The 25,873-nt window shown below is 26.7% G+C and carries 26 protein-coding genes; 19 read left to right on the top strand and 7 right to left on the bottom strand.

The genetic code is table 11. From position 1 onward, the window contains the following. The first annotated feature begins 135 nt into the window (after nucleotides 1-135). From ACYUDJ_RS01770 to hypE, 9 genes are all read left to right on the top strand, one after another. Nucleotides 136-1,008 carry a hydrogenase small subunit gene (locus ACYUDJ_RS01770; protein ID WP_003493674.1) on the top strand — a complete coding sequence of 291 codons (873 nt, stop codon included), beginning with the start codon at nucleotides 136-138 and terminating at the stop codon, nucleotides 1,006-1,008. 100 nt (nucleotides 1,009-1,108) lie between these two features. Then, the gene (locus ACYUDJ_RS01765; RefSeq protein ID WP_003485950.1) at nucleotides 1,109-2,524 is read left to right on the top strand and encodes a nickel-dependent hydrogenase large subunit; all 1,416 of its coding nucleotides are present in this window, start codon (nucleotides 1,109-1,111) and stop codon (nucleotides 2,522-2,524) included. Nucleotides 2,525-2,541: 17 nt separating this feature from the next. Then, nucleotides 2,542-2,976: a hydrogenase maturation protease gene (locus ACYUDJ_RS01760; protein WP_265202580.1), complete on the top strand. Its 435-nt coding sequence runs from the start codon at nucleotides 2,542-2,544 to the stop codon at nucleotides 2,974-2,976. A gap of 115 nt (nucleotides 2,977-3,091) precedes the next feature. Continuing rightward, the gene (locus tag ACYUDJ_RS01755; RefSeq protein ID WP_042385001.1) at nucleotides 3,092-3,613 is read left to right on the top strand and encodes a cytochrome b5 domain-containing protein; all 522 of its coding nucleotides are present in this window, start codon (nucleotides 3,092-3,094) and stop codon (nucleotides 3,611-3,613) included. Nucleotides 3,614-3,791: 178 nt separating this feature from the next. After that, nucleotides 3,792-4,058, top strand: coding sequence for a hypothetical protein (locus ACYUDJ_RS01750; RefSeq protein ID WP_042385002.1), 267 nt, complete (start codon nucleotides 3,792-3,794; stop codon nucleotides 4,056-4,058). Continuing rightward, nucleotides 4,036-6,462: a carbamoyltransferase HypF gene (gene hypF, locus ACYUDJ_RS01745; RefSeq protein WP_003485961.1), complete on the top strand. Its 2,427-nt coding sequence runs from the start codon at nucleotides 4,036-4,038 to the stop codon at nucleotides 6,460-6,462. Before ACYUDJ_RS01750 ends, hypF begins: the two co-directional genes overlap by 23 nt. After that, nucleotides 6,425-6,655 carry a HypC/HybG/HupF family hydrogenase formation chaperone gene (locus tag ACYUDJ_RS01740; RefSeq protein ID WP_003485963.1) on the top strand — a complete coding sequence of 77 codons (231 nt, stop codon included), beginning with the start codon at nucleotides 6,425-6,427 and terminating at the stop codon, nucleotides 6,653-6,655. Before hypF ends, ACYUDJ_RS01740 begins: the two co-directional genes overlap by 38 nt. Beyond that, nucleotides 6,645-7,718, top strand: a complete 1,074-nt coding sequence (hypD, locus tag ACYUDJ_RS01735) for a hydrogenase formation protein HypD (protein ID WP_003485965.1) — start codon at nucleotides 6,645-6,647, stop codon at nucleotides 7,716-7,718. Before ACYUDJ_RS01740 ends, hypD begins: the two co-directional genes overlap by 11 nt. Before the next feature lie 100 nt (nucleotides 7,719-7,818). Continuing rightward, a complete protein-coding gene (hypE, locus tag ACYUDJ_RS01730; protein WP_003485967.1) occupies nucleotides 7,819-8,823 on the top strand; it encodes a hydrogenase expression/formation protein HypE in 1,005 nt (334 codons plus the stop codon). A 153-nt stretch (nucleotides 8,824-8,976) separates the two neighbouring features. On the opposite strand, the gene ACYUDJ_RS01725 is transcribed toward hypE, so the two are convergent. From ACYUDJ_RS01725 to ACYUDJ_RS01710, 4 genes are all read right to left on the bottom strand, one after another. Then, the gene (locus ACYUDJ_RS01725) at nucleotides 8,977-10,716 is read right to left on the bottom strand and encodes a [Fe-Fe] hydrogenase large subunit C-terminal domain-containing protein (RefSeq protein ID WP_003485971.1); all 1,740 of its coding nucleotides are present in this window, start codon (nucleotides 10,714-10,716) and stop codon (nucleotides 8,977-8,979) included. Between the two features lie 102 nt (nucleotides 10,717-10,818). Continuing rightward, entirely contained in the window at nucleotides 10,819-11,988 is a 1,170-nt protein-coding gene (locus ACYUDJ_RS01720) for a SpoIIE family protein phosphatase (protein ID WP_043031918.1), read from the bottom strand. Further along, on the bottom strand, nucleotides 11,985-13,709 hold the full coding sequence (locus tag ACYUDJ_RS01715; protein WP_003485974.1) for a [Fe-Fe] hydrogenase large subunit C-terminal domain-containing protein: 1,725 nt from the start codon (nucleotides 13,707-13,709) through the stop codon (nucleotides 11,985-11,987). The genes ACYUDJ_RS01720 and ACYUDJ_RS01715 overlap by 4 nt, the downstream gene beginning before the upstream one ends. Beyond that, entirely contained in the window at nucleotides 13,709-13,954 is a 246-nt protein-coding gene (locus ACYUDJ_RS01710) for a (2Fe-2S) ferredoxin domain-containing protein (protein WP_003485976.1), read from the bottom strand. The genes ACYUDJ_RS01715 and ACYUDJ_RS01710 overlap by 1 nt, the downstream gene beginning before the upstream one ends. Nucleotides 13,955-14,087: 133 nt before the next feature. Between ACYUDJ_RS01710 and ACYUDJ_RS01705 the strand changes: the two genes are divergently transcribed. The 5 genes from ACYUDJ_RS01705 (at nucleotide 14,088) to ACYUDJ_RS01685 (ending at nucleotide 16,685) form a co-directional block, all read left to right on the top strand. Beyond that, on the top strand, nucleotides 14,088-14,321 hold the full coding sequence (locus ACYUDJ_RS01705; RefSeq protein WP_043031917.1) for a hypothetical protein: 234 nt from the start codon (nucleotides 14,088-14,090) through the stop codon (nucleotides 14,319-14,321). Further along, nucleotides 14,302-14,613, top strand: a complete 312-nt coding sequence (locus ACYUDJ_RS01700) for a YbjQ family protein (protein WP_003485980.1) — start codon at nucleotides 14,302-14,304, stop codon at nucleotides 14,611-14,613. Before ACYUDJ_RS01705 ends, ACYUDJ_RS01700 begins: the two co-directional genes overlap by 20 nt. Before the next feature lie 232 nt (nucleotides 14,614-14,845). After that, the gene (locus ACYUDJ_RS01695; protein ID WP_043031916.1) at nucleotides 14,846-15,352 is read left to right on the top strand and encodes a rhodanese-like domain-containing protein; all 507 of its coding nucleotides are present in this window, start codon (nucleotides 14,846-14,848) and stop codon (nucleotides 15,350-15,352) included. Between the two features lie 206 nt (nucleotides 15,353-15,558). Beyond that, complete coding sequence (locus ACYUDJ_RS01690) at nucleotides 15,559-16,068, top strand: GNAT family N-acetyltransferase (RefSeq protein ID WP_043031915.1); 510 nt, start codon at nucleotides 15,559-15,561, stop codon at nucleotides 16,066-16,068. A gap of 272 nt (nucleotides 16,069-16,340) precedes the next feature. After that, nucleotides 16,341-16,685 carry a carboxymuconolactone decarboxylase family protein gene (locus ACYUDJ_RS01685; RefSeq protein WP_003485984.1) on the top strand — a complete coding sequence of 115 codons (345 nt, stop codon included), beginning with the start codon at nucleotides 16,341-16,343 and terminating at the stop codon, nucleotides 16,683-16,685. 135 nt (nucleotides 16,686-16,820) lie between these two features. Here the strand turns inward: ACYUDJ_RS01685 and ACYUDJ_RS01680 are convergent, their stop codons facing one another. Continuing rightward, the gene (locus ACYUDJ_RS01680) at nucleotides 16,821-18,254 is read right to left on the bottom strand and encodes a cation:proton antiporter (RefSeq protein WP_043031914.1); all 1,434 of its coding nucleotides are present in this window, start codon (nucleotides 18,252-18,254) and stop codon (nucleotides 16,821-16,823) included. Between the two features lie 406 nt (nucleotides 18,255-18,660). On the opposite strand from ACYUDJ_RS01680, the gene ACYUDJ_RS01675 reads away from it, so the two are divergent. The 4 genes from ACYUDJ_RS01675 to ACYUDJ_RS01660 all read left to right on the top strand — a co-directional run bounded on the left by ACYUDJ_RS01675 (nucleotide 18,661) and on the right by ACYUDJ_RS01660 (nucleotide 21,412). Beyond that, nucleotides 18,661-19,218, top strand: coding sequence for a hypothetical protein (locus tag ACYUDJ_RS01675; protein WP_003485991.1), 558 nt, complete (start codon nucleotides 18,661-18,663; stop codon nucleotides 19,216-19,218). A gap of 123 nt (nucleotides 19,219-19,341) precedes the next feature. Then, entirely contained in the window at nucleotides 19,342-20,178 is an 837-nt protein-coding gene (locus ACYUDJ_RS01670) for a carbon-nitrogen hydrolase family protein (RefSeq protein WP_003485993.1), read from the top strand. A gap of 114 nt (nucleotides 20,179-20,292) precedes the next feature. Then, nucleotides 20,293-20,724, top strand: a complete 432-nt coding sequence (locus ACYUDJ_RS01665; RefSeq protein WP_003485995.1) for a thioredoxin family protein — start codon at nucleotides 20,293-20,295, stop codon at nucleotides 20,722-20,724. Nucleotide 20,725: 1 nt separating this feature from the next. After that, nucleotides 20,726-21,412, top strand: a complete 687-nt coding sequence (locus tag ACYUDJ_RS01660; RefSeq protein ID WP_003485996.1) for a cytochrome c biogenesis CcdA family protein — start codon at nucleotides 20,726-20,728, stop codon at nucleotides 21,410-21,412. Between the two features lie 43 nt (nucleotides 21,413-21,455). Here the strand turns inward: ACYUDJ_RS01660 and ACYUDJ_RS01655 are convergent, their stop codons facing one another. Then, nucleotides 21,456-23,477 (bottom strand): methyl-accepting chemotaxis protein, encoded by a 2,022-nt coding sequence (locus ACYUDJ_RS01655; RefSeq protein ID WP_043031913.1) that lies wholly within the window; start codon nucleotides 23,475-23,477, stop codon nucleotides 21,456-21,458. 388 nt (nucleotides 23,478-23,865) lie between these two features. Further along, nucleotides 23,866-24,057 carry a ribbon-helix-helix domain-containing protein gene (locus tag ACYUDJ_RS01650; protein ID WP_003486000.1) on the bottom strand — a complete coding sequence of 64 codons (192 nt, stop codon included), beginning with the start codon at nucleotides 24,055-24,057 and terminating at the stop codon, nucleotides 23,866-23,868. Between the two features lie 370 nt (nucleotides 24,058-24,427). Here ACYUDJ_RS01650 and ACYUDJ_RS01645 point away from each other — a divergent pair, with 370 nt between their 5' ends. Continuing rightward, nucleotides 24,428-25,831 carry a glycosyltransferase family 2 protein gene (locus tag ACYUDJ_RS01645; RefSeq protein WP_003486001.1) on the top strand — a complete coding sequence of 468 codons (1,404 nt, stop codon included), beginning with the start codon at nucleotides 24,428-24,430 and terminating at the stop codon, nucleotides 25,829-25,831. The last annotated feature ends 42 nt before the right edge of the window (nucleotides 25,832-25,873 follow it).

Raw genomic sequence — 25,873 nt, 5'->3', positions numbered from 1 at the left:
ATAACTTTAAACAATATTATTATGTAACAATAAAAACTCTATTTATATTTTTATGTCATAATAAGTAATTCTTATTTATATAATTTATTGGAGCATATTTTTTATATTGCAATCAATAAATTCCTAGGAGGAGTAATGAATAATAGCTTTTGCCCATTAATTGAAAGAAAAGATACCACCTCAAAAATTCTTTGGAAAGAAGCTTTAAATTTAATTAATCATAGGAGAACTAAAAAAATAAATGCTATATGGTTGGAGGTTACAGGTTGCTCTGGAAATATAATTTCTCTTCTAAATGCAGAAAACCCAGGGCTTATTTATATATTAAAAAATATAGTTAACTTAACTTTTAATAATGCTTTAATGGGAGCCGAAGGAGAATTTGCCTATGAACAGTTTCTAAATACATTGAATACAGAATTTATATTATTAGTAGATGGAGCTGTATCCACTAAAGAAAATGGTTATTATAACATTATTGCTAATTATAAAGGGAAGCCAGTCACCGCATTAGAGGCAGTAAAGATGGCAGGCGAAAAAGCAAAATATGTAGTAACTGTAGGAACCTGTTCCTCTTATGGCGGTATTTCTGCGGCTAAGCCTAATCCTTCCGGTAGCAAAAGCGTAGAAGCTGTTATAAATAAAGAAGTAATAAAATTGCCGGGATGTCCTTGCCATCCTGATTGGGTAGTAGGTACTTTAGCCCATTTAGTAGCTTACGGTAAACCAGAATTAGATAATAAAGGGAGACCTATATTATTTTATGGTATAACCATTCATGATAGTTGTACAAGAAGAGGTTTTTTTGATAAAGGAATCTTTGCAAAAAAATTTGGAGAAGAAGGATGTATGTTTAAGTTAGGCTGTAGAGGACCTGTTACAAGAACAGATTGCCCGAGAAGAAAATGGAATGGCTATGTAAATTGGCCTATTGGAGACAACACAAATTGTATAGGCTGTGCCCAAGAAAGATTTCCAGATGGTATGGAACCCTTTGTTAGGTATTAATTTCTATAGTTTAAAAAGTAAAGTATATTAATTTTTAGTTTAAATTATTTATGCTTAAGGTAACTAACTAAATTTTAAATTATAAAAAGGGGAGGTCATTATGGGAAAGACTATCACTATTGATCCTATAACTAGGATTAGTGGATTTTTAGAAATAAAGGTAAAAGTAGAAGATAACATTATTGTAGATGGTGAAACCAGCGGATTATTATTTAGAGGTTTTGAAAAAATGTTAGAAGGAAGACCTCCTTTAGATGCTATATATTTTACTGAAAGAATATGTGGGATATGTTCTACTGCACATGCTATGACTTCTACTTTAGCTTTAGAAAATGCATTAAATATAACACCAAGTATAAATGATTTATATATAAGAGATATGATGCATGGATTTGAATTTATACAAAATCACCTAAGACAGTTTTATTGTTTTACTATACCCAGCTATGTAAATTTACCTAATATAAAGCCTATATATCCTCAGGAATATAGTGATTTTAGATTACCTAAAAAGCTTAATGAAAGAATAAGTTCTCATTATGAAGAAGGCATAAAGTATAGTAGATTAGCCCATGAAGCCTTAGCTGTATTAGGAGGTAAAGCACCTCATACTCATGGTATCTTTGTAGGAGGAGTTACTGTAAATATAGATTCTTACAAATTAACAAAAATACAATCCATATTAAAGGCAATAAAAGAGTTTGTAAATACCTATATGCTAGAGGATATGAATATAATTGCTAAGTATTACTCTGACTATTTTAACCTTGGAAAAACCTATGGGAATTTTATGAGTTTTGGTGTATTTGATAACTATGAGGACAAAAATATAAGTTATGTAAAACCAGGAGTAATAATAAATAATAAATCAGAAAATTTTGACAGAAATAAAATAACAGAAAATATTCGTTATGCTTGGTATGTAAGTGACACTATAACAGAAAATCCAATTATGGATAATGAGTATACTGTAGATTTAAAGAAAGAAGGAGCTTATAGTTTTGTAAAGGCGCCTAGATATGATGGGTTACCTATGGAAGTAGGCCCTCTAGCTAGATTAAAAATTGCTGGAGAATATACTGGTGGTAATTCCTCTATGGATAGAAATATAGCCCGTGTTCTAGAAACTAAAAAAATAATAGATATACTATCTAATATATCAGAAAAAATTCAATTAATACCTAATAATCAATCTGTATATAATATCCCAGATAATGCTTTTGGAGAAGGTCTTATAGATACTACTAGAGGTTCCTTATCACACTTTATAAAAATAGAAAATAAAATCATCAAATACTATAACATTATAACTCCTACAGCCTGGAATATATCTCCTAAGGATTCAAATGGTACAAGAGGTGTGGGAGAAAAATCCTTAATAGGTTCAAAAATAAATAATGTAGAAAAGCCCGTAGAAATAGGTAGAATAATCCGCTCTTTTGATCCCTGCATTTCCTGTGCCACCCATTTAATAAGTAATAATAATGAACCAATTAAAGTGGAGGTTTTAGTATAGCTATTAAAGTTATTGCTATAGGAAATGTTTTAATGGGTGATGATGGTATAGCCATAGACATAGCTAAAAATATACATGGATTTTTAAAAGAAAATAATATAGAAGTTATAATAGGAGAAACGGATTTTGAGTATTGTCTTTCAAATATAGAAGGTGATGATTTTTTGTTTATACTAGACGCAGGGTATTACGGTAAAAAGGTAGGAGATATAACAATTTTACCACTAGATACTTATACTTCACACAAAAAGGGATATACTCAACACAGCTATAGTTTTATAGATTTAGTTAAACTTTATTATAAAGAAACTAAGGGATATATTTTAGCTATTGAAGTTTCTAACATAGATTATACTTTAGAAATCAGTAAGGAACTTAAAGCTAATATGAATAAAATTTCTAATGAAGTAATATCTATAATTAGAAAGAAAATAAAATATCTGATTTTATGATAATGGAAAATGTAAGTATTAGCAGTAATATAAATAAAATAATAAGTATATTTTAGTAAGACTTTGAAAATTTTTGTTTGAATAATCGTTTAATAGTAGTGTTAAGGAGTAAAAAATGAAATGTAATGATTGTGTATTCTTAAAGCTTTCTAGCTATCGTCATAGAATATCTTATTATAGTCAAATGCTATTTTTTAGCTCAAACTTATCAGAAATAAAATTTTATACAGATTTAATAGAGAAAGAATTAACTGAGCTAAAAAAACTAACAAAACATTGTGAGGACAGCTTCAAAATATCAAAAAATAACAGGTTTTATTATAATAATTTTTCATATGATTTAAAAGCGAATAAAATTACACTCCAAAATAGAACTAGCGAAGGTAACAATATGGAAAGACAAAAGGAATTTACATTAGAAGAATTAAAAAAATATGATGGAAGTAATGGAAAACCAGCTTATGTAGCAGTGAATGGTATTGTATATGATGTAAGTTCTGAAGCTACTTGGGGTGGTGGAACTCATTTTGGACTTTATTCTGGAAAAGATTTAAGTAGTGAATTTTTAGGATGTCATAAAGGTATGATAGAAATCTTAAATAAAATACCTAAAGTAGGTATCCTTAGATTTCTGTAAAATTTGATTATGAATAATATTTTTTATTGATAATTATATAAAAAAATAAGATATAAGTTTGATGTTATAAAGAAAAAGGCTGACTATATATTTTTAATATGTAGCCTATGTACAAAGTAAATAAAATAAAGTCTTGTGTGGTAAGATACACGAAATATTGGGGAAAGGGAGTAAAAAGATGCATGATACTTTTTTAATAGATAGAATATGGGTTAAGGTACAAGAACTATGCAAAGAAAACGAAATGGAGAAACTCACCAAATTAGTAGTGACAGTAAATAATAACAGTCATGTGAATAAAGAAAATCTATATGATCATATAACAAAGTGCAATAGTGAATTAATAGATGAAAATATAGAAATTGTTGTAGAAAGACAACCTATAGATGAACAAACAGCTATTATTGAATCCTTAGAAGGTGATGTATCTGAATCATATAGATAAAGTTAATAATAAAAGACGATATTTAATAAAAATAGAAGGTATAGTACAAGGGGTGGGCTTTAGACCTTTTGTATATAATAAAGCAAAGGAGTTTCATTTAAAAGGATATGTGAAAAATAAGGGCAGTATGGTAGAAATAGATTTAGAGGGACATAAAGAAAATATTAAAAATTTCTTATTAGAAGTAGTTAAAAATCCTCCGATTATGTCTAAAATAGAAAACTTGAAATGTAAATTTTTGAAACCTATTAATTATAGGGACTTTATCATCAAAGAAAGTTCTAGTGAAAAAAATGCAGCAAATTTTATAAGTCCAGATATAGCCCTTTGTCAAAACTGTATAAAAGAATTAAATTTAAGTACTAATAAAAGATATGAACATCCTTTTATTAATTGTACAGATTGCGGACCTAGATACTCTATTATAAAATCTTTGCCCTATGATAGAGAAAGTACAACTATGAAAAATTTTACTATGTGTAATAGTTGCAGACAAGAATATGATATTCCAGACAATAGACGATTTCATGCAGAGCCTAATTGTTGTAATTTATGTGGTCCTTCCTTAATATTATTGAATAATAAAAAACAAGTTATATGTACTAATAAAGCAAAAGAATATATAAATAATGGTGATTATAATAAAAAGAAAATTTATAACAATTATATAAATCTAGCTAATTTAAGTTATAAAAGACATCCCATTTATACTGCTGTAGAATTAATAAAAAAGGGATACATTGTAGCTGTAAAAGGTATAGGAGGATTTCATTTAGTTTGTAATGGTAAAAATAAAAAGGCTATAGAGAATTTAAGAATAAGAAAAAAAAGACCTCATAAACCTTTAGCTATAATGTGTAAGGATTTAAAAACCGTAAAAGAATTATGTTATATATCTAAATTAGAAGAACAGATTTTAAAAGGCAATAAAAAACCTATTTTAATTTTAAAGAAAAAAAGTACAAATATATTGCCAGATAACATAGCTCCTTTAAATAAATATATAGGAGTTATGCTGCCTTATAGCCCGCTCCATTATTTACTATTTAAAGAAGGTTTAGATGTAATAATAGCTACTAGTGGCAATATAAGTGGAATACCTATGGAATATAAAAACTGTGAGGCTATAGAAAATTTAAAAATTGTAGCAGATTATTTTTTAATCCATAATAGAGATATTCATACTCCTGTTGATGATTCTGTAGTAAAAGTTATAAATAATAAAGAAAGTTTAATTAGAATAGGTCGTGGTTATGCTCCTTATACTTTAAATATAGAAAGTAAAAATGAATTATTGGCAAAGGGTACAGAAGAAAAAAACACCTTTTGCCTTTCTAAAAAGGGATATGTGTACATGAGTCAATATATAGGAGACTTAAAAAATCTAGATTGTTATAGTAGACATTTAAATACTATAAAACATTTAAAGGCTTTGTTAGATATAAATCCTAAAATAGCTGTTGAAGATTTACATCCAAATTTTAATACTAATTGTGAAAATAAAAGCTATAATAAAACCATTAAAGTTCAACATCATCATGCTCATATGGTAAGTTGTATGGTAGAGCACTCATTATTTGATAGGGTTATAGCTGTTATATTTGATGGTACAGGCTTTGGTAAGGATAATAGTATATGGGGAGGAGAATTCTTAGTAGGTGACAGAACCTATTTTGAAAGAGTTGGTCATCTAAAAAAAGTTAAGATACAGGGTGGAGATAAATCCATAAAAGAACCTTGGAGGTGTGCTTTAAGTTACTTGCATTCTATAAATTATAAAAATAGTTCTATTATTAAAAACATAGAAGAAGAAAAAATTGAAATAGTAAAAAAAGCTTTATTCAATAATATAAATTGCTATACATCTTCTAGTATGGGAAGATTTTTTGATGCAGTAGCTTCATTAGCAGGTATAAGAAATATCATAAGTTATGATGGTCAAGCTCCTATAGAATTAGAAAATATAATAGATGAATCTGTATCCCTTTATTATGATTATAGCATCAACAAAATAGATAATGTTTTAGAAATAGATTATAAAAATATACTTTTAGGAATAATTACAGATTTAGAAGAAAACAAAGATCTAACTACTATATCCTCAAAATTTCATAATACAGTTATTAATTTTACCTGTGATTTGGTATGTAAAATAAAAAAAAGTTATAAACTTAAATATAAATTAGATAAAGTTGTTTTAAGCGGAGGAGTTTTTCAAAACAATTACTTATTAAAAGGTATATACAATAAATTAAAGGATAATGGGTTTAAGGTATTTTTTAATGAAAAAGTTCCTATAAATGATGAAGGAATAAGCCTTGGTCAATTAGCTATTGGTGACTCTATTATAGAAAGGGAGAGAAGAAATGTGCATTGCAATACCAGGGAAAATTATAAGTATTGATAGAGATTATGCTATAACAAATACCATGGGTGTAGAAAGTGAAGTAAATATAAAACTTATAGAAAACCCTTGTATAAATGACTATGTTTTAATTCATGCAGGTTGTGCTATAGAAAAAATAGATTATGAGTACTTTTCTTATTTAGAACATATTATAGGAGAAGCTTTAAGGAGTAATTCAAATGGATGCTAACAAATTAATGGATGAAATTATAAGAAAAATAAAAGATTTAAATATAAGGCCTCTAAAAATAATGGAGGTGTGTGGTAGTCATACTGATATCATAGGTAAATTAGGCCTAAGAGATATTTTATACCCTAAGGTAAAATTCATATCTGGTCCTGGATGCCCTGTATGTGTAACGGATGAAAGTTATATAAATGCAGCTTTAGAACTTTTAAATAAGAAAAATATATTAATAACTACCTTTGGAGATTTAGTAAGAGTTAAAGGCAGTAGTAATAGTTTGATGGATAAAAAAATAGATCATAATAATATAAAAATTGTATACTCACCCTTAGAAGCTATTAAAATGGCAAAAGAAAATAAATCTTTAGAAGTAGTTTTTCTAGCAGTGGGCTTTGAAACTACCGCCCCCTTAATAGCCTTATCAGTAAAAAAAGCTAAACATGAAAAAATAGAAAATATAAGCTTTTTATTAGGTTTAAAAACAATGAAACCCATATTAGAGCATATATTTAAAGATAAAAATCATGATATAGATGGATTAATTTGTCCAGGCCATGTAGCTTCTATTAAAGGAGCTAATTATTTTAGTTTTATAAGAGATACATATAATATTCCAGCAGCAATATCAGGATTTCAACCCTTAGATATTTTAAGTTCTATATATTTTATTATAAATGGTAATATGAAAAATGAAAAAACTTTTATAAATTTATATAAGACCTGTGTAAAAGAAGAAGGAAATAAAATTGCTAATGAACTTATAGATGAAGTTTTTTCCCCTGAGGATTCAAACTGGAGAGGTATAGGATTAATTAAAAACTCTGCTTTAGGTTTAAAGCATATATATAGTGACTATGATGCTTTAAAAAAATTCAATATAAAAATTGAACAGTATAAAAAATCTTCTAGCTGTATATGTGGTGAAATTATATTAGGTAAAAAATCTCCTAAGGAATGTACCTTGTTTTCTAAAGAATGTACTCCACGAGACTCAAGGGGTCCCTGTATGGTATCTAAAGAGGGCGCTTGTGCTATATTTTATAAATATAATAATTTTAAATTTTGAAAAACATTAAATTATAAACTAAAAATTTATTTTAAATGCTTTTCAAAGATACTGAGCCTATTAAAATATGTAATTGTAAGATACAAGGAGGAAATATAGATTGGATGAATTTATTACATTAAGTCACGGGCATGGTGGAAAGTATACCCATGAACTTATAGAAAAGATTATGTATAAACATTTTAGTAATGAAACTCTCATAAAAGGTATAGATTCTGGAATTTTTAATATAGAAAAAAGTAAGTTAGCCTTCACTACAGATTCCTTTGTGGTAAAGCCCTTATTTTTCACTGGAGGAGATATAGGAAAATTAGCAGTATGTGGTACTGTAAATGATCTATCTGTATCTGGGGCTAAACCTCTTTATTTAAGTTGTTCTTTTATAATAGAAGAGGGATTTCCTATAAAAAAACTAGAACTTATAGTAGAATCTATGGGAAACACAGCTAAAGAAGTTGGAGTTTTAATAGTAACAGGGGATACTAAAGTAGTAGAAAAAGGGGATGTAGACCAAATTTTTATAAATACTGCAGGCATAGGAATTATAGAAGGGCAATATGCTATTAAAAATATTGAAAAGGGTGATAAAGTTATAGTTACAGGAAACATAGGGGATCATGGAACAACTATAGCTTTAGACAGGTATAATTTAAATATAAAAGCAGATTTAAAAAGCGATTGTACAGCAGTTAATACTATAACCAATAATTTAAAAGAATATTATCCTTATATAAAAATAATGAAAGATCCCACTAGAGGAGGAGTTGCAACAACTTTAAATGAAATAGCAACATTAACTAACCATTTAGGTATATGTATTTGGGAAGATAAAATACCTATAAAAAGAGAAGTAAGAGCAATAAATGAGATGTTAGGCTTAGATCCTTTATACATGGCCTGTGAGGGAAGAATAATTATGGTAGTGGAAGACCAATATGCAGAGGATATGTTAAAAATCATAAAAGAAATAGATGATTGTGAAAATGCAAAAATAATAGGTACTTTTGTGGAAAAGCCATACAATATAGTATATGTAGAAAATTTTTTAGGTGGTACACGAATAATAAATATGTTAGAAGGAGATATGCTTCCAAGAATATGTTAAATTTATTGAAATTAATCCCTAGTTAATTAATGAATAAATTTTAATAGTTCTTAATTTAAGGTAATTAAAAATTGGCTTAATTTCTCACAGGATATAAGAAATTAAGCCAAGGATAACGCCTCCACCGGTTAGAAAACTTTTAAATTAGATAAATTAATCTTCATTCGAGGATTCTACTACTCTTTTTAAATTAGTTAAAGTTATTTTGGTTTCTGCAGTAGTTTCTCCCAAAAGGCTAGCGATTTCTTGAGCTACTCTCATCTGTTTCTCTATTACTTCTTCTGCTGCACTAAAAGAACTTTCTTTAAGTGTTTTTAGTTTCTCTTTACTTTTCTCTTTTTCTGTTATATCAGTTAAAGATAGAAGAAAAATGTTTTGCTTTTCTATAAAAATAATACTTTCTATAAATACTAGCCCATAATTATTAATAGTAATTTTTTTACCTAAAATGTTATTTTTACTTTCTTTAACTTTAATAAAATCTTCTTCACTTATCAGGAAGTTTATAGATTTATTTTTAACTAGGTTTTTCTCTAACATAAAGGTTTTTTCAGCTGCAGGGTTTATTTCTATTATATTCAGTTGATAATCTACCGTTATTATACAATTGACTGTATTCTCAAAAATTATATTGGATATATTTTCAGCCTTACTTCTCATAAAATGAAGACACATCTCAGGTTCTGCCATACCTTTTAAAATAGCATTGGCTTTATCTATACAAGTATTATATCCACAAACCCCACAATTTAGTTCATCTTCTTTACTATATTTCCCCATGGTTTTTAATATATTTTTAATTTTTTCTTCATGTTGTATTTCTTTATTTATAGATTTATCTACAAAATCTCTATGAAAGTTTAAGTTGAAATTTTTTAGAACATTTTGTTTATCTGTTTTGTTCTCGGAAGATTTTATATAATTCTGTCTATTTTCAATATAATTTTGAACCTTTTCTAACTTATTATAATATTCATGATTATTAGTTATAACTTCAGGACCGCCTATACAACTACCTACACAAGCACTAGCTTCTATAAAAGAATTTTTTATATATCCCTTTTTCATACTTTCAAAAATATCTATGCAAGCATATACTCCATCTACGTAAAAAGATTTTATATTTTTATTCTTTAACTCATCCTTAAAATTACTAATAATACCTCCAGCAATAGGATAATAACTACCTAATTCTAAAGATCTATTATCAAACTCTAAAGGCTCTAACTTTTCCATACTTATATTATGTTCTTTCAATAAATTCAAATACTCTTCATAGGTTAAAACAGCATCTATACTATTTTCAAAATTATAATTTTCATGTTCCGCTTTTTTAGCAGTACAGGGTCCTATAAATAATGTAAATGAATCTTCACCATAGATTGTTTTCAATATTTTACCATGGCAAGCCATAGGGGACATAAAAGGAAGCATATATTTCACTAACTCTGGATAATATTTTTCAACAAGAAGATTTACAGAAGGACAAGCTGTTGTAATATAATAATCTTGTTTATTTTCTTTTATAAAGCTTTTATATAGCTTAGTAGTCATATCTGCTCCTAAAGCAGTTTCTTCTGCGTATTTTATACCTAAGGCTTTTAGTGAAGCTACTATTTTCCCATAGGATACATTAAAATTCCCCATAAAAGAAGGTGCAATTGATGCTATTATTTTTTTATTTCCATTTAGAGCTTTTTTTACTTTATCTAGGTAATTAACGACTTTTCTAGCATTTTGAGGACATACTAAAACACAACGACTACATAATATACATCTTTCTATTTCTATTTTTGCTTGATGATTTTTAAATTTTATGGCCTTTACAGGACAACTTCTTAAGCATTTATAACAATTTTTACAATTAGCTTTTTTAAAATTTATATAATCCATAGTTTTCCTCCTAACTAAAGGAAATATTTAAGATAGATGAATTTACTATACTATATTCAGGGTAACCTTAGTGATAACTGTTTTAACCCTAGTATATATAAGTTATATTCCATTTACAGTAACATTTTTACCTAGTTTTCTCATATGTTCTGATAGTTCTTCCACTAATTTTAATTTAATACTTAAGTCTACAGGTAAATTTGGATTCTGATGAGCAGGATTCATAGCACTACCAACCCATATATTTAAATGAGTACATTCCATTAATACTTTAACCAACAAAGAAGCTGCATCCTTACCTAATATTAATTTATTTTCCTCTATTTTATGAAAAGGATTAGAATAACTTTTTATTATATCTAATGCGCGACTTAATGTAAGCACTCCTTCTGTAATTAAATCTATGCCCTCCATAGTAGCTGTAGGGGGAAGATCAGTATTTATAAGTTCTAGATTTACTTTTAACTCTCTATTTAACTCTCTTTGAAGTATATTAGCTGCAGTTCCTCCACAAATTACTTTTTTACCCTTAGCTTTCATTAATTGTTCTATAACATATTTATCTTTAGATTTATCTTTAGGAGGGCCTGTAAATAAATCTACATAGGCTGGCTTTTTTATACCTATAGAAACTACCGTTGTATCATCTCCGGGTTTCCCAGCATAAAGATCAAAGCATACTTCTAATAGATCTTTTGCAATAAATTGAGCAGATATATTTTGATGAGATCTTCTTTCTAAATAGTCTTTAACATTTCCCCATTGCCAACCTAGATTAAGTATTTCACCTAGTCCAGCATGAATAACTCCGTCACTTACTACAGTAAGCAAATCACCGGGTTTTAATTTTATATTACTTTCTAAAACTCTTTTAGAATCTATTATTATTTCTTTTTTAGGGAAGTCTAAATATTTATTATTTCTTATAATAAATATTGGAGGGCTATCATATTCTGCAATATAAGCATCTCCATTATTATATATTTTTATTAAAGTGAAAGTGGAGTAGGCTATGTTTCTTACTTTACATATAGGTAAAGTATTTACTATAGTATCTACTGTATCATATAAATTAGCACCTTCTTTAAGCATAGTGGCTGCTATTTTAGATGTTAAGGTAGATAGTATATTAGCTTTAACTCCACTGCCTAACCCATCTGCTAATACTATTATAGTGCAATCTGAAAGCCGTACAATTTCTACCATATCTCCACATAATTCTTCACCATATTTATTTAAACTATGAGAAGCTACCTCTACAAACAAACTCATTCTATATCACTTTTATCTCCTTCCACTACTTGTTTTAATTTAGTTAAAGTAATTTTAGTTTCTGCAGTAGTTTCACCGAGAAGACTAGCTATTTCTTGAGCTACTCTCATTTGCTTTTCTATTACCTTTTGAGCTGTATCTATGGTTTGTTCTTTTACTTTTAATAGTTCTTCCTTATTTTCTTCTTCTTTTGTAATATCCATCATAGATACCAAAACTATATCTTGTTTTGGCATATAAACTATAGTTTTAATAAAAATTACATTGTATTTATAATAATGTACCTTTTTACCTATAATGCTTTTCCCTGTTTCTCTAACATATCTAAAATCCTCATCATTAATTAATAGGGATATAGGTTTGTCCTTTATATCTTTGGCTTTCATCATAAAAGCTTTTTCAGCAGCAGGATTTATTTCTTTTACATGCATATTTTCATCTAGAATAAAAATGCAGTTAACTGTATTTTCGAAAATTACATTAGTCAAATTTTCAGCTTTATTTCTCATAAAATGAAGACACATATTGGTTTCTGCCATTCCTTCATAAATAGCCTGTGCTTTCTCTATGCAAGTATTATAACCACATACTCCACAATTAAGTTCATCTTCCTTTGTATGTTTTCCCATACTTTTCATTATTTTTAAGATTTCTTTTCGTGAAGCTTCTTTTTTTTCAAAACGTCTATCTAAAAAAGGGGTTGAAAAATCAATGTTATCTGGTACAGAAAGTAATCTTATTGTATTACTAGTCTCTCTATTTTTTATATAATTTTTAACTTTATTTAATCTTGTATAGTAAGAAACTTCATTTTTTACCATGTTAGGTCCTCCTACACAATTTCCTCTACAGGCAGTAATTTCCAAAAATGTATTAGATATTTCACCTATTTCCATGCTTTTTAATACTTGAATAGATTCCTCAATACCGCTTATTGACATTGATATTAAGTTATTATTTTCTATTACATTTTCCATAGAATTTATTATTCCACCACTTAAAGTAAAAGAACGGATTTTCTTATAAGCATTTCTATCAAATTCTCCTATAGGCATAGAATTTAAATCTATATTCCACTCTTTAAACCAGGTCTTCAATTCATCAAAATTTATAACAGCATCTACAACTTTTTCTTTTTTATAAATATCTGATTCTGTCTTTTTAGCTATACAAGGGCCTATAAATACTACAAAAGCATCCTTATCCCAAATTTCCTTTAATATTTTCCCATGAGCTGTCATGGAAGAGGAAATAGGTATCATATATTTTATAAGAGAAGGGAAATACTTTTCTATTAAATTTACAATAGAAGGGCATGAGCTTGTAATATAATTATTTAATTTAGTTGTTTCTATATAATCCTTATATAGTTCAGTAACAATTTCTCCACCAAGGGCTGTTTCCTCTACATAAGAAAATCCTAATCCTCTTAAGGCAGAAACTATCTTGCCTTCCTCCACATTAAATACTCCTGCAAATACTGAAGAAACACTAGCCACAACTTTCTTCCCAGACTTTATAGCTTCTTTTACATGTTTTATATCCGGTTTATCCTTTTTAGCATTTTGAGGGCAAATCACAAGACATCTTCCACAGGATATACATCTTTCTTCAACTATTTCAGCTTTTTCATTTTTAAATTTAATGGCTTTTACTGGGCAGGCTCTTAAACATTTATAACAGTTTTTGCAGTTTAAACCGGATATATCTATATAATTCATTACTCTGTCCCCCTCAATACCACATTGTTAAAAAATTCTTCAGCATTTTCTTCATTTACAGAATAAATTTTATCTCCAACATTTACAGAAACACCTTCAGTACAATGACCTAAACAAAAAGAACCCTTTATTTCCACTTTGTCTTTCAAATTGTTTTTCTCTATAAAATTTTGGAGTAAAGTGATAACTTTATAAGAACCCTTTAAATGACAAGCACTTCCCACACAAATGTTTATTGTTAACATAAAAATAACCACCCTCTATAAATTGTCTGTATATTTATAATAATTTTACAATAAAAAAATAAAAAATAATATAGTAATTTAATTAATAAAATATTATAATATATTTACATAATTATAAAAAAGGAGATAATATATGGGAAAATATATTAGCACTATAATTATAACTATAATATTTTCTATTATAATTCTATTATATGGTAGTGCTTTCCTAATACCTATATTTGGTATAGGCAACAGTATGGCTAAACTTTTATTAATTATTATAGTTTTGCCTTTCATAGCTTTAGTTGGAGCATTAATATACAATATGTATGAAAGAATTAAAGAAATCAAGGAGGACAACAAAGATGATATTAGTAAATACTGATTATATCACGGGAAAGGAAGTAGAAACTTTATCCATAGTTAAAGGATCTATTGTATGGTCTAAAAATGTAGGTAAAGATATATTAAGTGGTCTTAAAACTTTAGTAGGAGGAGAGATTGTAAGTTATACTGAAATGATGAATGAAGCTAGATCTAAAGCTACTAAAAGAATGGTAAAGGAAGCAGAGGCTCTAGGTGCAGATGGAATTTTAAATATAAGATATGCTACAAGTAACATAATGCAAGGTGCTGCAGAGGTTATAGCTTATGGTACTGCTGTAAAATTTAAATAATATATTCATTATAGTAGATTACATATCCCTTTATATTAATTATTTTATACTTACTATTTAGCATAATTTCACAGTAACAAATTGTTTTTATCTTAAATTTAGTTCTATAATATAAATTTATAGATGATAGTTAAACTATTAAATTCTACTATACTTATGGAATTATTTTCTTTAATAAACTAAAATGGTAATGTATTTACAATTTATTAAATTTATATAGGGGGATTCTAATATGAAAAAGAAAATTATAGCCGTATTATTATCAGTAGTAGCATTATTTTCTTTCGTATTTGTAGGCTGTAGCAAAGGTACATCTAACACTGCTGATACAAAAGAAGAAACTAAGCAAGAAACTAAAAAAGATGATAAGAAGGATGAAGCATCTAAAGAATATAATTACATAAAAGCAGATGAATTAAAATCAAAAATTGAGAAAAAAGAAAAAATTATAATCTTAGATATTCAAGTGAAAGACCAATTTGATAAGCATCATATAAAAGGTGCTATAGAAACTAACGCTTATCCAGTTAAAACTGATGAAGATAAAGCAAAACTTGATAAAGTTATGGACAAACTTACATCTTCAGAAGATCCAATAGCTATTATATGTCCAAAAGGAAAAGGTGGAGCAGAAAAAACTTATAACTATCTAAAAGAAAAAGGAATAAAAGAAGATAGACTACTTATACTAGAAAAAGGACAAGCTGGTTGGACACATGAAGATCTATTAGAAAAATAAAATAGTATAAAATGCCACAAGGGATATATTCCTTGTGGCATTTCTATTTTTAGATATAATATGATAAATATTTTTAAATAACAATTATTATATTAACTTAAATAAGAATATATAAGTTTTAAAAATTTCTTTACTTAAATACGTTTATTAAAATATAATAATGAATACAAGTAACTATATATAATTCAAAGTAAAGGTGGGGTACAATGAACTTAAGATTAGCTAAGGAAAAAGATTTAAATTTTATAATGAAAATGCTAACAATTGTAAAAAAGCATATGCTAGAAAACGATAATGATCAATGGGATGGAGAATATCCAGATATGGAGACCTTAAGAAGGGATATAATAAATGAAGATTTATATACTATAATAGAAGAAAATAACTGTATGGCTATTATAGCAATAAATAAAGATCAAGCTCCTGAATATAAAAATGTTCATTGGAAACTAGATGATAAATCTCCTTTGGTAGTACATAGATTAGCAGTGAACCCAAAATTTCAAGGAAATGGTGTAGCTAAAGCCATTATGAGCTTTGTAGATGAAAAGGCTAAAGAACAAAATTGTAGATCTATAAGATTAGATACCTATTCAAAAAATAAGGTGGCAATAAACCTTTATGAGAGATTAGGTTATTCCATAGTAGGAGAAGTTTATTTTAGAGATAAAGAAAATCCATTCAAATGTTTTGAAAAAATTGTAGAAAATCTATAATGATCCCTTTGGTAATAAAATCTATGTTATTTATAATAATTTACAAAATCATGCAAACTCTTTAAATTGGTTCAACTAAAATTTAGATAAGATAAATCCTTTCTAAATTTTAGTTGAACTTTATTTATATACTAAATTCTATATTGATTACTTATAGTTAAAGTTTGTATTATAAAAGTTACCTATAATATATAATTAAAGTAAAAAAATGAAGTATAATGTTAAATATATGAATAAATTATAAAATATTATAGAAATAGGGGGATTTTTATATGTCAGAAAATCCAAGACAAATGGTAGAACATTTACAAAAGGGGGCAGGAGAATTAGCGGCCTCTAGTCCACAAGAAATGAAAGCTTTAACTAATTTTGTACAATCAGTATTTAAAGAAGGTGCCTTAGATTTAAAAACAAAGGAAGCTATTGCTATAGCCATATCTGTTTATAGTAGATGCCCTTACTGTATATCAGCTCATGTTAAAAATGCTTTAGATGCAGGATTAACTAGAGAACAAATAATAGAAGCTGGAACAGTAGCAATGGCTTTCGGTGGTGGTCCAGCTATGGCTTATAGTTCTACAATATTAGTTGACGCTTTAAATGAATTAGAAAAATAAAGTATTTGTTTGAAAATAACTATATATAAGCTTTCCTAAATTATAAAACTTATTTTATAATTAAAAGGTTATAACTTCTAGAATATGATATTCTAAAAGTTATAACCTTTTAATTTAATCTTTAGTATAATCATTCTAATTTTCATCTTTCAATATTTTTAAAAAATCTAAAGATTTATCAGAAAGTCCTGCAATTACTAGCATATCTCCTTCCAAAATCAGAGAATTACCATCTGGAAGTATTTCTTTTTCATCTCTAATAATTAAAAATATTCTAGAACCTTGAGGGATATTTAAATCTTTCAAAGGTTTATTAAATATTTTTTTATTGGTTGGAACTACTTCTCTTACACAAATTTTATTGGTATTAGATTCTATAGTTTTTTCTAAATCATCATATTTCATAACTTTATCAAATATAAAAGGAAACAACATACAGGATACTACAGCAGTTAAAATCAAAGCTGAGTAACCTTCCTGAGGAATTAATTTTAAATTAAAAGCAATTTGAGCTCCAACTATAAGTATACTTAATTGACTAGATAAAATAATTGATGAAGATAATGCTTTATTAGTATTAAACTTATATTTTAATACTAAAGAAGGAACAAATTTAATTACATAAATTATTAGTATAAGTAAAGGAATTGATATTAAACTTTTAGGATTTTGAAATATAGTAGTTATATCTAAATTTACTCCTACCATTATGAAAAATATAGGAATCAAAAAACCATAACCTATAATATCTAATTTATATTTTAAATCTTCCTCATGGCTTTTGTCTGTCAATAATGTAAATATAACTCCGGCTAAAAATGAGCCTAAAGCTATTTCAGTACCAGTTTTATTTGATATAGTAACCAAAGTTAATATTAACGCAAAGGCTGCCCTTACTTCTAAATGAGTATTATTAGTTGCCAAAGTAGCAAAATCATATTTTCCTTGTAATTTACTTAATACTCTATAAATTAAAAATGAAACTATAATAACTATTAAAAATAAAAAGCTTTTATAACTTAATCCATAGGTTAACTTAGAAGATATAATAGTCATAGCAATTAAGCTTACAAACTCTCCTATAAGTGAAAATATTAATAGTATTTGCCCAAACTCTGTTTTTAATATACCTTTTTGCTTTAAGAATGGTACTAAAAATCCAGGAGCTGCTGCAGAAAATAAAAAAGTCATAAAAATAGAATTTTTAATAAGTCCTAAAGAATATAAAAATTTACATATAACAAAAGAAACTACTATAGATAATAAAGACATTATAAGACAAATAATTATATTATTTACTCCTTTACTATCTTTACTAACTTTTATACTATGAACATCAATTTCTAAACCACTTAAAAACATTAAGTAGGCTAATCCTAAATTAGATAAAAATTGTATCCAAGGGTCTATTTGTATTAAATTTAAAAAGCTTTTTCCAATTATAATACCTACAAAAAGTTCTCCCACTACAAAGGGAACCTTATATTTTTTTAAAGCATTTATAAAAAGTGGAGTTATAAATGCAAGCAAAGAAAGTATCAGTAATGAGTCATAATTAATATGTTCCAATTGAAAATCTCTCCTTTAAAATAATTATTAGTCACATATAAAATTAGAATTTATTAATTATAACACATTAATTTTAGAATTTAAATATTTTGAAATTTAAAAATATTATTTAATATTTAATTTAATTCAACTTTTTTATTAAAATATGTATTTAATTATCATTAAGTTCCTATAGATAATATGCATAATAATTATTAGTAAATAATAAAATATAAACTATACACTATATATTTCATAAAATGCTTCTTAGGTTCTGGTGGAATCTCCTTAGAAGAACTACTTTTCCTCATATGAAACATATAAACAAAAAACTTTAACAAATTAAAAATAAAAGGATTTTTATTTTTAATTGTAGAATATATTAAAATATGCTTAAAGAATTTTACTATATAATGGAGGGATTCCTTTGAAATTTGAAAAAATATTGCAAATAGTTTTGGTAATAGCTATAGTTATTCAGTTTTTTTATTCTTTTATATTAGGAAGAAAACAAGATAAAGATATTGGCAATAAATTAATGACTTTAAAAAGAAGTGCAATGAAACAAAGTTTTATACTATTACTTATGGTAAGTATCGTATTTTATATGCTATATGCTTTTATAAAAAGTACTGCTTCTAATACAGGGTTACTTATAATTATATATTTTCTTATAAGTATATATGATTTTACAAAATTAAAAATAGTAACAGATAAAGGTATTGGGAATAAAAGTTTATATAATAATAGTATATATAATTTTGTATACTGGGAAGATATAACAAGATGGGAATGGCATCCTAAACATCCTAATCTTTTATTTTTTACTTTTTCAAACAAAAAAGGAAGGACAGATAGAAGAGACTGGGATATTCCATCTTCAGATAAAGAAAATTTTGAATCCATATTAAATAAATATGTAAAACATGCTTTTGTAGATAGTACTTTAGAAAACATAAACCCTAATTCTGAAAAAAATAAATAGCCTGTTAATTTAAAACTAAAAATAAAATCATATTATAATTTAACTAATATGGTATTTACCTTATACTTTTTAATACTTTGCTTAAATTAATAGGTTTATAATAATTTAAGTTGGAGGTGTTTTATGAATAAATTAAAAATAGCTTTATGCCAAATGCAAGTTCAAAAAGAAAAGAAAAAAAACATAGAAAAAGCTATAGAAATGCTAACAAAAGCTAAAGAAGAAAATTGTAATATAGCCATTCTACCGGAAATGTTCAATTGCCCTTATGAAAATAAATGTTTTAAGCCTTATGGAGAAATAATAAATGAAGAAAATGGGGGAGAAACTGTAAAAGCTATAAAAAAAGCTGCAAACGACCTAAATCTTTATATTGTAGCAGGGTCTATTCCTGAAATAGAAGGGGATAAAGTTTATAATACATCTATGATAGTAGATAATAAAGGTGCTTTAATAACTAAGCATAGAAAAATTCACTTATTTGATATAGATGTAAAAGGAGGAGTAACCTTTAAAGAATCTGATACATTAACTGCTGGGAATAAAATAACACTCTTTGATACTCCCTGGGGAAAACTAGGGGTGATGATATGCTATGATATAAGATTCCCGGAACTTTCAAGAATAATGGCACTTAAAGGAGCTAAAATCATATTTACGCCAGCAGCTTTTAATATGACTACAGGCCCCGCTCATTGGGATACTTTATTTAAAAGTAGAGCATTAGATAATCAAATTTATATGGTAGGAGTAGCACCTGCTAGGAATGAAAACAGCAATTATATATCTTATGGTAATTCATTAATTGCTAGTCCTTGGGGAAATATAGTAGGTAGATTAGGTGCTGAAGAAAATATACTTTTTTCAGAAATAGACTTGGACTATGAAAATAAAATAAGAGAAGAACTACCTCTTTTAAGACATATAAGAAAAGACATATATAGGTTAACAGAAGTTTAATTTAACAATTCTAATAATTATATGTTAAAATTAAAATAACCTTCAGAGAAATTATATTCTTTGAAGGTTATTTTAAAATTTTTACATTACAATATAAAGCATAAAGGAGGAACCATGAAAAAAGAAATTAAATTATTTATAATATTTATTTTAATTGTTATTATAGGAATTATGGCTTGGGTTAAAGCTGTTAAACCTAAGGAAGAATATTCAAACATAGGAAGGGATTCAGTAAAAGAAGAAACCCTTGATTATGAAGCTAATATAGGTAAAATGCCTGTATTATTAGAATTAAGTTCCCCAACCTGTGGACCTTGTAGAAAAATGACACCTATTATAAAAGAAGTAAAAGAAGAATATAAAGATAAAGTGGATACTCATATAGTAGATTTAACAAAGAATCCTGAATTTGGAGACAAATATAAAGTTTCAGTAGTTCCAACACAAGTATTTTTGGATAAAGAAGGGAAAGTATTTTTAAGACATGAGGGTATGCTTACAAAAGAAGAAATTATAGATATAATAAATAAGATGGGTGTAAAATAATATGAATGAGATTATAACAAAAGCTGTAAACTTAATGGGTAATAATATTTTTTTAGCCTTGATAATATCCTTTTTAGGTGGCATAATATCTTCTTTTAGTCCTTGTGTGCTTTCTTCACTTCCTCTAATAATAGGTTATGTAAATAAATATGGCAAAAATGATAAAAAAACTGCTTTTAAATATTCCTTGTTTTTTTCTTTAGGTATAATAATCACCTTTACCTTCTTAGGAATAATTTCTTCTTTGGTAGGAAGATTATTTACATCTGGAGGGAAGCTATGGTACTTATTACTAGGAATTATAATGCTTTTCGTAGGTTTACAACTTATAGGTGTAATAGAATCTAAAAATAAGTCGTGTAAAGTGCCTAAAAAGAGAAAAGGAATACTTGGAGCCTTTTTTTTAGGAATATTAGGTGGGGTTTTATCTTCTCCCTGTTCTACACCTATATTAATAGCTATATTAGCTTTTGTAGGAAGCAAAGGTAATATATTATTAGGATTTTTAATGTTACTTTTATACTCTATAGGTCATTGTTTTGTAATAATTTTATCAGGAACCTCCTTAGGATTTGTTGAATCTATAAACGGATCTTCTAAGGCAAACAGAATAAATAATATATTAAAAATAATATTAGGAATAATTATATTGGCTATAGGACTTTATCTAATATATATAGGAATATAAAATAGAACCTAGATTTCTCAATCTAGGTTCTATTTTATATTAGTTAAAGTTTAAATATAGATACACTTTCTTTTAAATTTTCTACCATACTAACTAACTTCTCTATAGATTCAGTAATTTCTTCTATGGTAGCGCTTTGTTCTTCTGTAGAAGCAGCTACTTCTTCTGTATTTGCAGAGGCTGTATTAGATATGGTTTCTATATCATATAATTTTGATGCCATAGTTGTAATACTATCATTGGAAGCTGCAATCATAGAATCTACACTTTCAAACTTATGATTTACACTAGAGAATGAAGTTAAAATTTCTTCTAAAGATTCTTTTACGTTAGCAACTATATTTTCACCTTTTTCTGATTGTGAAGCTCCATCTCTTATAGAATTTAAAGCTGCTTTAGTTTTATCCTGAGTATTCAATATTAAATTTTTAATATTATTAGCAGAGTTCATAGATTCTTCTGCAAGTTTTCTAACCTCATCTGCTACTACGGCAAAGCCTTTTCCTGCTTCTCCTGCTCTAGCGGCTTCAATAGAAGCATTTAACGCTAATAAATTAGTTTGATCTGCTATAGTATTTATTATTTCTACAATATTTCCTATTTCCTCTGAATTCTTTTGCAAATCATATATTATATTAGAAGAATTTACCACACTGTTTTTAATTGTTGACATTTGCCTAACCATACTAGACATGTTTTCTTGTCCTTTTGAGGCTAATGTATTTGTATTATTGGAAAAAGATATTATTTCATCAAATTCATCTTTTAAAGTATACATATTTCCCATAACATCATTCATTAGTAGGGAGGATTCATTACTAGCCTTTACTTGATTTTCAGCTCCAGAAGCAATTTCTTCAGTGGCACTAGAAATTTCCTGTGATACTGCTGAAGTTTGCTCTGCAGAGGATAAAATTTCCTGAGAGGAACCAGCTAACTGTACTGAAAAATTATTTATATTTTGTGTGATTTTTCTTAAACTATCTATCATTGTATTAAATATTTTGCTTAACTCTCCAATTTCATCTTCATTAATAATTTCAACCTTTTCTGTTAAATCGCCATTGGAGACCTTTTGAGCTATATTAGATAAATTATCTAGTGGCTTTAAAGACATCTTTAGTATATAAAGTATTACTAATCCAGCTAAAACAAAAGTCACTAAAGTTATCAATATAGAAGTTATTAGTATATTTCTAAGAGCAGTTTCTTGAGTAGCCAAAGATACTCCTATATCCATAGCACCTAATAATTTACCAGTTTCATCTTTTAAAGGCATTATAACATCATAAACTTCTTCACCATTATAATCATATGTAGATGTATAATTTTTACCCGTATCTAGTACACTTTTACTTCCAGTATCAGTTAAAACTTTTCCGACTCTCTTCTTATCACTATGATGAGTAACTTTAAGTTTATTATCCATAATTAAAGCAAATTTTATATTGCTATCTTTTGTTAATTTTTCTAATATAATTTGCGGGTCTACTGACTTATTAATATTATGTATTTCATTTGCGTTAATACCTATTTGTATTAAGCCACCATTAGGCATAGCTAACGCGCAATATTTATAATAATTATGATTTACCTTATTTTGTCTTATTTCTTCAATAACTTGATCTTTTTTACCCTTTAATATGTCTTGTCCAGAATAATCTAAAGGATATACATAGTTTATATTCTCTGGCATATTTGAATATATTATTTTAGCATTTTTATCTGTTACATTTATTTCTTGAATATTGCACTTTACAGCAACGCTAGTTAAATATTCATTAGAAATATTTTTGTTTTCTATAGCCATTTTTGAAATAGATAAAACTTTATCTGCTAAAATTTTGTCTATTTCCTTTGTAGCCCTTTGTGATGAAGTAATTTGAGAACTTACTTGCTTTGCTAGATTTAAGCCATCTTCTTGAACTTGATTTTGGAACTTACCACTTACCATTTTAAAGGTAAATCCCGTTAACAAAATCATTGAAATTAAAAAAATTGATAGAGAAGATATTAATATCTTCTTTTTAAAATTAAGTTTTATAAAATTTTCTTTAGTAAACATTGTATTAATCCCCCTAAATATTATTACATAATTTAGCATTATGTAATAATATTATAATGATTTTTTAAATTTAAATCAAACGAAAATCAAAATTTAAACTATAAACAGGCAAAAATACCATAATATTTTTTGTACCATGAAATTTTTTATTGATTCTAATCTTAGAATTCTTACCTTCTAGAAAAATTTAAAATTGGATAAGAGATTACTTCTTATTTCTCTATCTGTATTATTAGTGTTATTTAATATCAGTTAAATAAGATAGTATTCTATACTCAATGAGGAAAGAAAAAACAAAACAAAAATACCCGCTATAAAAACAGCAGGTATTTTTGTTTTGTTAGTTTTATAATTATATATATTAAGGGTAAAGGCTAATATTTTAAAATTAGCCTATAAAACTATCACAATAAGCATCGTAACCTTTTAAATGTTCAGCATAGTTATTAGCTTCGGAATTTATGCCATAGGTCATAATTAAATTTTTTATAAATTCTTCTTTTGACATTCCTGAATCACCTATTAAGCTATCAACTTGATCCAATACATTTTTAGGAATTTTATTAAAGTTTTTGTTCATAAAAAACACTCCTTTAATTTAATGTTAAATTCTCAATAGAGTATACTATATATTATGTATACATTTACACAAAAGGTTTATCAATCATATTACAATATAAAGTATAGCACATAGCCTGTATAAAGTCAATATGATCAACATAAATATGTATAAAAATAAATATATGTTTAAATAATCCTATACAGAAATTACATATAATATTACTTTATAATATGACTAATATATAATTGAAATGAATAATTTAAGAAATAAAAAATACTTTTAATGATTAACAACTATACGAAAATGTGTTATCATGAATAACGGTATAATTTTTAAAAATAAATTAAGGACAGTATTATTAAATATTTAAATAGAAAGGGTAAAACTAATGAAGGATTTTATTTTTGATTTAACTTTAATTTTTCAAATTTTTGTATTTGTTATAACACTATATTACCTTATATTATCTTTATTTGGTATATATAAAAAAAAGGACAATGGTGCTGAAAATTACACACCTAAAAAAAACTTTGCGCTAGTAGTAGCAGCTCATAACGAAGAAATGGTTATAGCCAAAATAATAGAGAGCTTAGAATCTCTAGACTATCCTAAAAATATGTATGATATTTTTATAATAGCGGACAATTGTACTGATAATACTGCTAAAATTGCTAAAACTTACGATGGAATATATGTTTGTGAAAGAAATGTACCAGACAAACGAGGAAAAGGTTATGCTTTAGAATGGATGTTTTCTAAATTGTTTAATATGGACAAAGACTATGATGCTATAGCAATATTCGATGCAGATAATTTAGTTTCTAAAAACTTTTTAAAAGAAATGAATTACAAAATGCTTAAAGGTTATAAAGTTGTTCAAGGATACATAGATAGCAAAAATCCTAATGATTCGTGGATAACCGGTTCTTATTCTATAGCTTTTTGGACAGCAAATAGATTATTTCAATTAGCAAGAGCAAATTTAGGACTATCAAATCAAATAGGTGGTACTGGTTTCTGTATGGATTCAAAAACCCTAAAAGAATTAGGTTGGGGTGCTACTTGTTTAACGGAGGATTTAGAATTTACCTGCAAATTAGTCTTAAATGGACACAAAGTAGGCTGGGCACATAATGCTAGAGTTTATGATGAAAAACCCCTTACTTTAAAACAATCTTGGAATCAAAGGAAAAGATGGATGCAAGGATTTGCGGATGTATCTTCGAGATTTTTTACAAAACTTATTAAAAAAGCTTTTAAAGAAAAAAGTTTTGTTGCCCTAGATTGTGCTTTATATACGGTGCAACCTTTTGTTACTCTTTTACTTGCACTATCAGCTATCCTTACCTTAATACAAAATAATTCTTCTAGGGGAGCTAATATATTCGTAATAAGTTATTTATTTTCACCTTGGATATGGAAGATGTTTAGCATAATACAATTTTTATTTACTCCTCTTATTATGCTTTTAGAAAAGAAACTTTCTAAAGGAATGTTTTTGACATTTTCAGCTTATTCTTTAAATGTATTTTTATTCGGATTGATTTTAGGTAATAAACCCAAATTATATGAAGTAGCTGTTTTATCAGTAATATATTTAAGCATTTTCATATTATTATTATATATAGTAGACAGAAAAAAATCCTTAAAAATGTTTATATGGTATTTATTGTATGGAATATATACTCTGACTTGGATACCAATAACCATACAAGGAATATTAAATAAAAATAATAAAGAATGGAGCCATACAAAACATATAAGAAAAATGAGCATACAGGAAATGGATTAAACCATAAAGATACAGTCCCATATAAAGAAAATTTATATGGGA

Source organism: Clostridium sp. CTA-6 (assembly GCF_054768115.1).
Note: the sequence above shows the minus strand (reverse complement) of the source record. Positions and strands in the feature narration are given on the sequence as shown.

Excerpts from the sequence above, each read along its gene's own strand:
- ACYUDJ_RS01645 (WP_003486001.1), top strand. The coding sequence starts at position 24,428 with ATGAAGGATTTTATTTTTGATTTAACTTTAATTTTTCAAATTTTTGTA.
- ACYUDJ_RS01740 (WP_003485963.1), top strand. The coding sequence starts at position 6,425 with ATGTGCATTGCAATACCAGGGAAAATTATAAGTATTGATAGAGATTAT.
- ACYUDJ_RS01755 (WP_042385001.1), top strand. The coding sequence starts at position 3,092 with ATGAAATGTAATGATTGTGTATTCTTAAAGCTTTCTAGCTATCGTCAT.
- ACYUDJ_RS01765 (WP_003485950.1), top strand. The coding sequence starts at position 1,109 with ATGGGAAAGACTATCACTATTGATCCTATAACTAGGATTAGTGGATTT.
- ACYUDJ_RS01750 (WP_042385002.1), top strand. The coding sequence starts at position 3,792 with ATGCATGATACTTTTTTAATAGATAGAATATGGGTTAAGGTACAAGAA.
- ACYUDJ_RS01705 (WP_043031917.1), top strand. The coding sequence starts at position 14,088 with ATGGGAAAATATATTAGCACTATAATTATAACTATAATATTTTCTATT.
- ACYUDJ_RS01660 (WP_003485996.1), top strand. The coding sequence starts at position 20,726 with ATGAATGAGATTATAACAAAAGCTGTAAACTTAATGGGTAATAATATT.
- ACYUDJ_RS01710 (WP_003485976.1), bottom strand. The coding sequence starts at position 13,954 with ATGTTAACAATAAACATTTGTGTGGGAAGTGCTTGTCATTTAAAGGGT.
- ACYUDJ_RS01690 (WP_043031915.1), top strand. The coding sequence starts at position 15,559 with ATGAACTTAAGATTAGCTAAGGAAAAAGATTTAAATTTTATAATGAAA.
- hypD (WP_003485965.1), top strand. The coding sequence starts at position 6,645 with ATGGATGCTAACAAATTAATGGATGAAATTATAAGAAAAATAAAAGAT.
- ACYUDJ_RS01650 (WP_003486000.1), bottom strand. The coding sequence starts at position 24,057 with ATGAACAAAAACTTTAATAAAATTCCTAAAAATGTATTGGATCAAGTT.
- ACYUDJ_RS01725 (WP_003485971.1), bottom strand. The coding sequence starts at position 10,716 with ATGGATTATATAAATTTTAAAAAAGCTAATTGTAAAAATTGTTATAAA.
- hypF (WP_003485961.1), top strand. The coding sequence starts at position 4,036 with ATGTATCTGAATCATATAGATAAAGTTAATAATAAAAGACGATATTTA.
- ACYUDJ_RS01695 (WP_043031916.1), top strand. The coding sequence starts at position 14,846 with ATGAAAAAGAAAATTATAGCCGTATTATTATCAGTAGTAGCATTATTT.
- ACYUDJ_RS01770 (WP_003493674.1), top strand. The coding sequence starts at position 136 with ATGAATAATAGCTTTTGCCCATTAATTGAAAGAAAAGATACCACCTCA.
- ACYUDJ_RS01720 (WP_043031918.1), bottom strand. The coding sequence starts at position 11,988 with ATGAGTTTGTTTGTAGAGGTAGCTTCTCATAGTTTAAATAAATATGGT.
- ACYUDJ_RS01655 (WP_043031913.1), bottom strand. The coding sequence starts at position 23,477 with ATGTTTACTAAAGAAAATTTTATAAAACTTAATTTTAAAAAGAAGATA.
- ACYUDJ_RS01665 (WP_003485995.1), top strand. The coding sequence starts at position 20,293 with ATGAAAAAAGAAATTAAATTATTTATAATATTTATTTTAATTGTTATT.
- ACYUDJ_RS01700 (WP_003485980.1), top strand. The coding sequence starts at position 14,302 with ATGATATTAGTAAATACTGATTATATCACGGGAAAGGAAGTAGAAACT.
- ACYUDJ_RS01715 (WP_003485974.1), bottom strand. The coding sequence starts at position 13,709 with ATGAATTATATAGATATATCCGGTTTAAACTGCAAAAACTGTTATAAA.
- ACYUDJ_RS01685 (WP_003485984.1), top strand. The coding sequence starts at position 16,341 with ATGTCAGAAAATCCAAGACAAATGGTAGAACATTTACAAAAGGGGGCA.
- ACYUDJ_RS01670 (WP_003485993.1), top strand. The coding sequence starts at position 19,342 with ATGAATAAATTAAAAATAGCTTTATGCCAAATGCAAGTTCAAAAAGAA.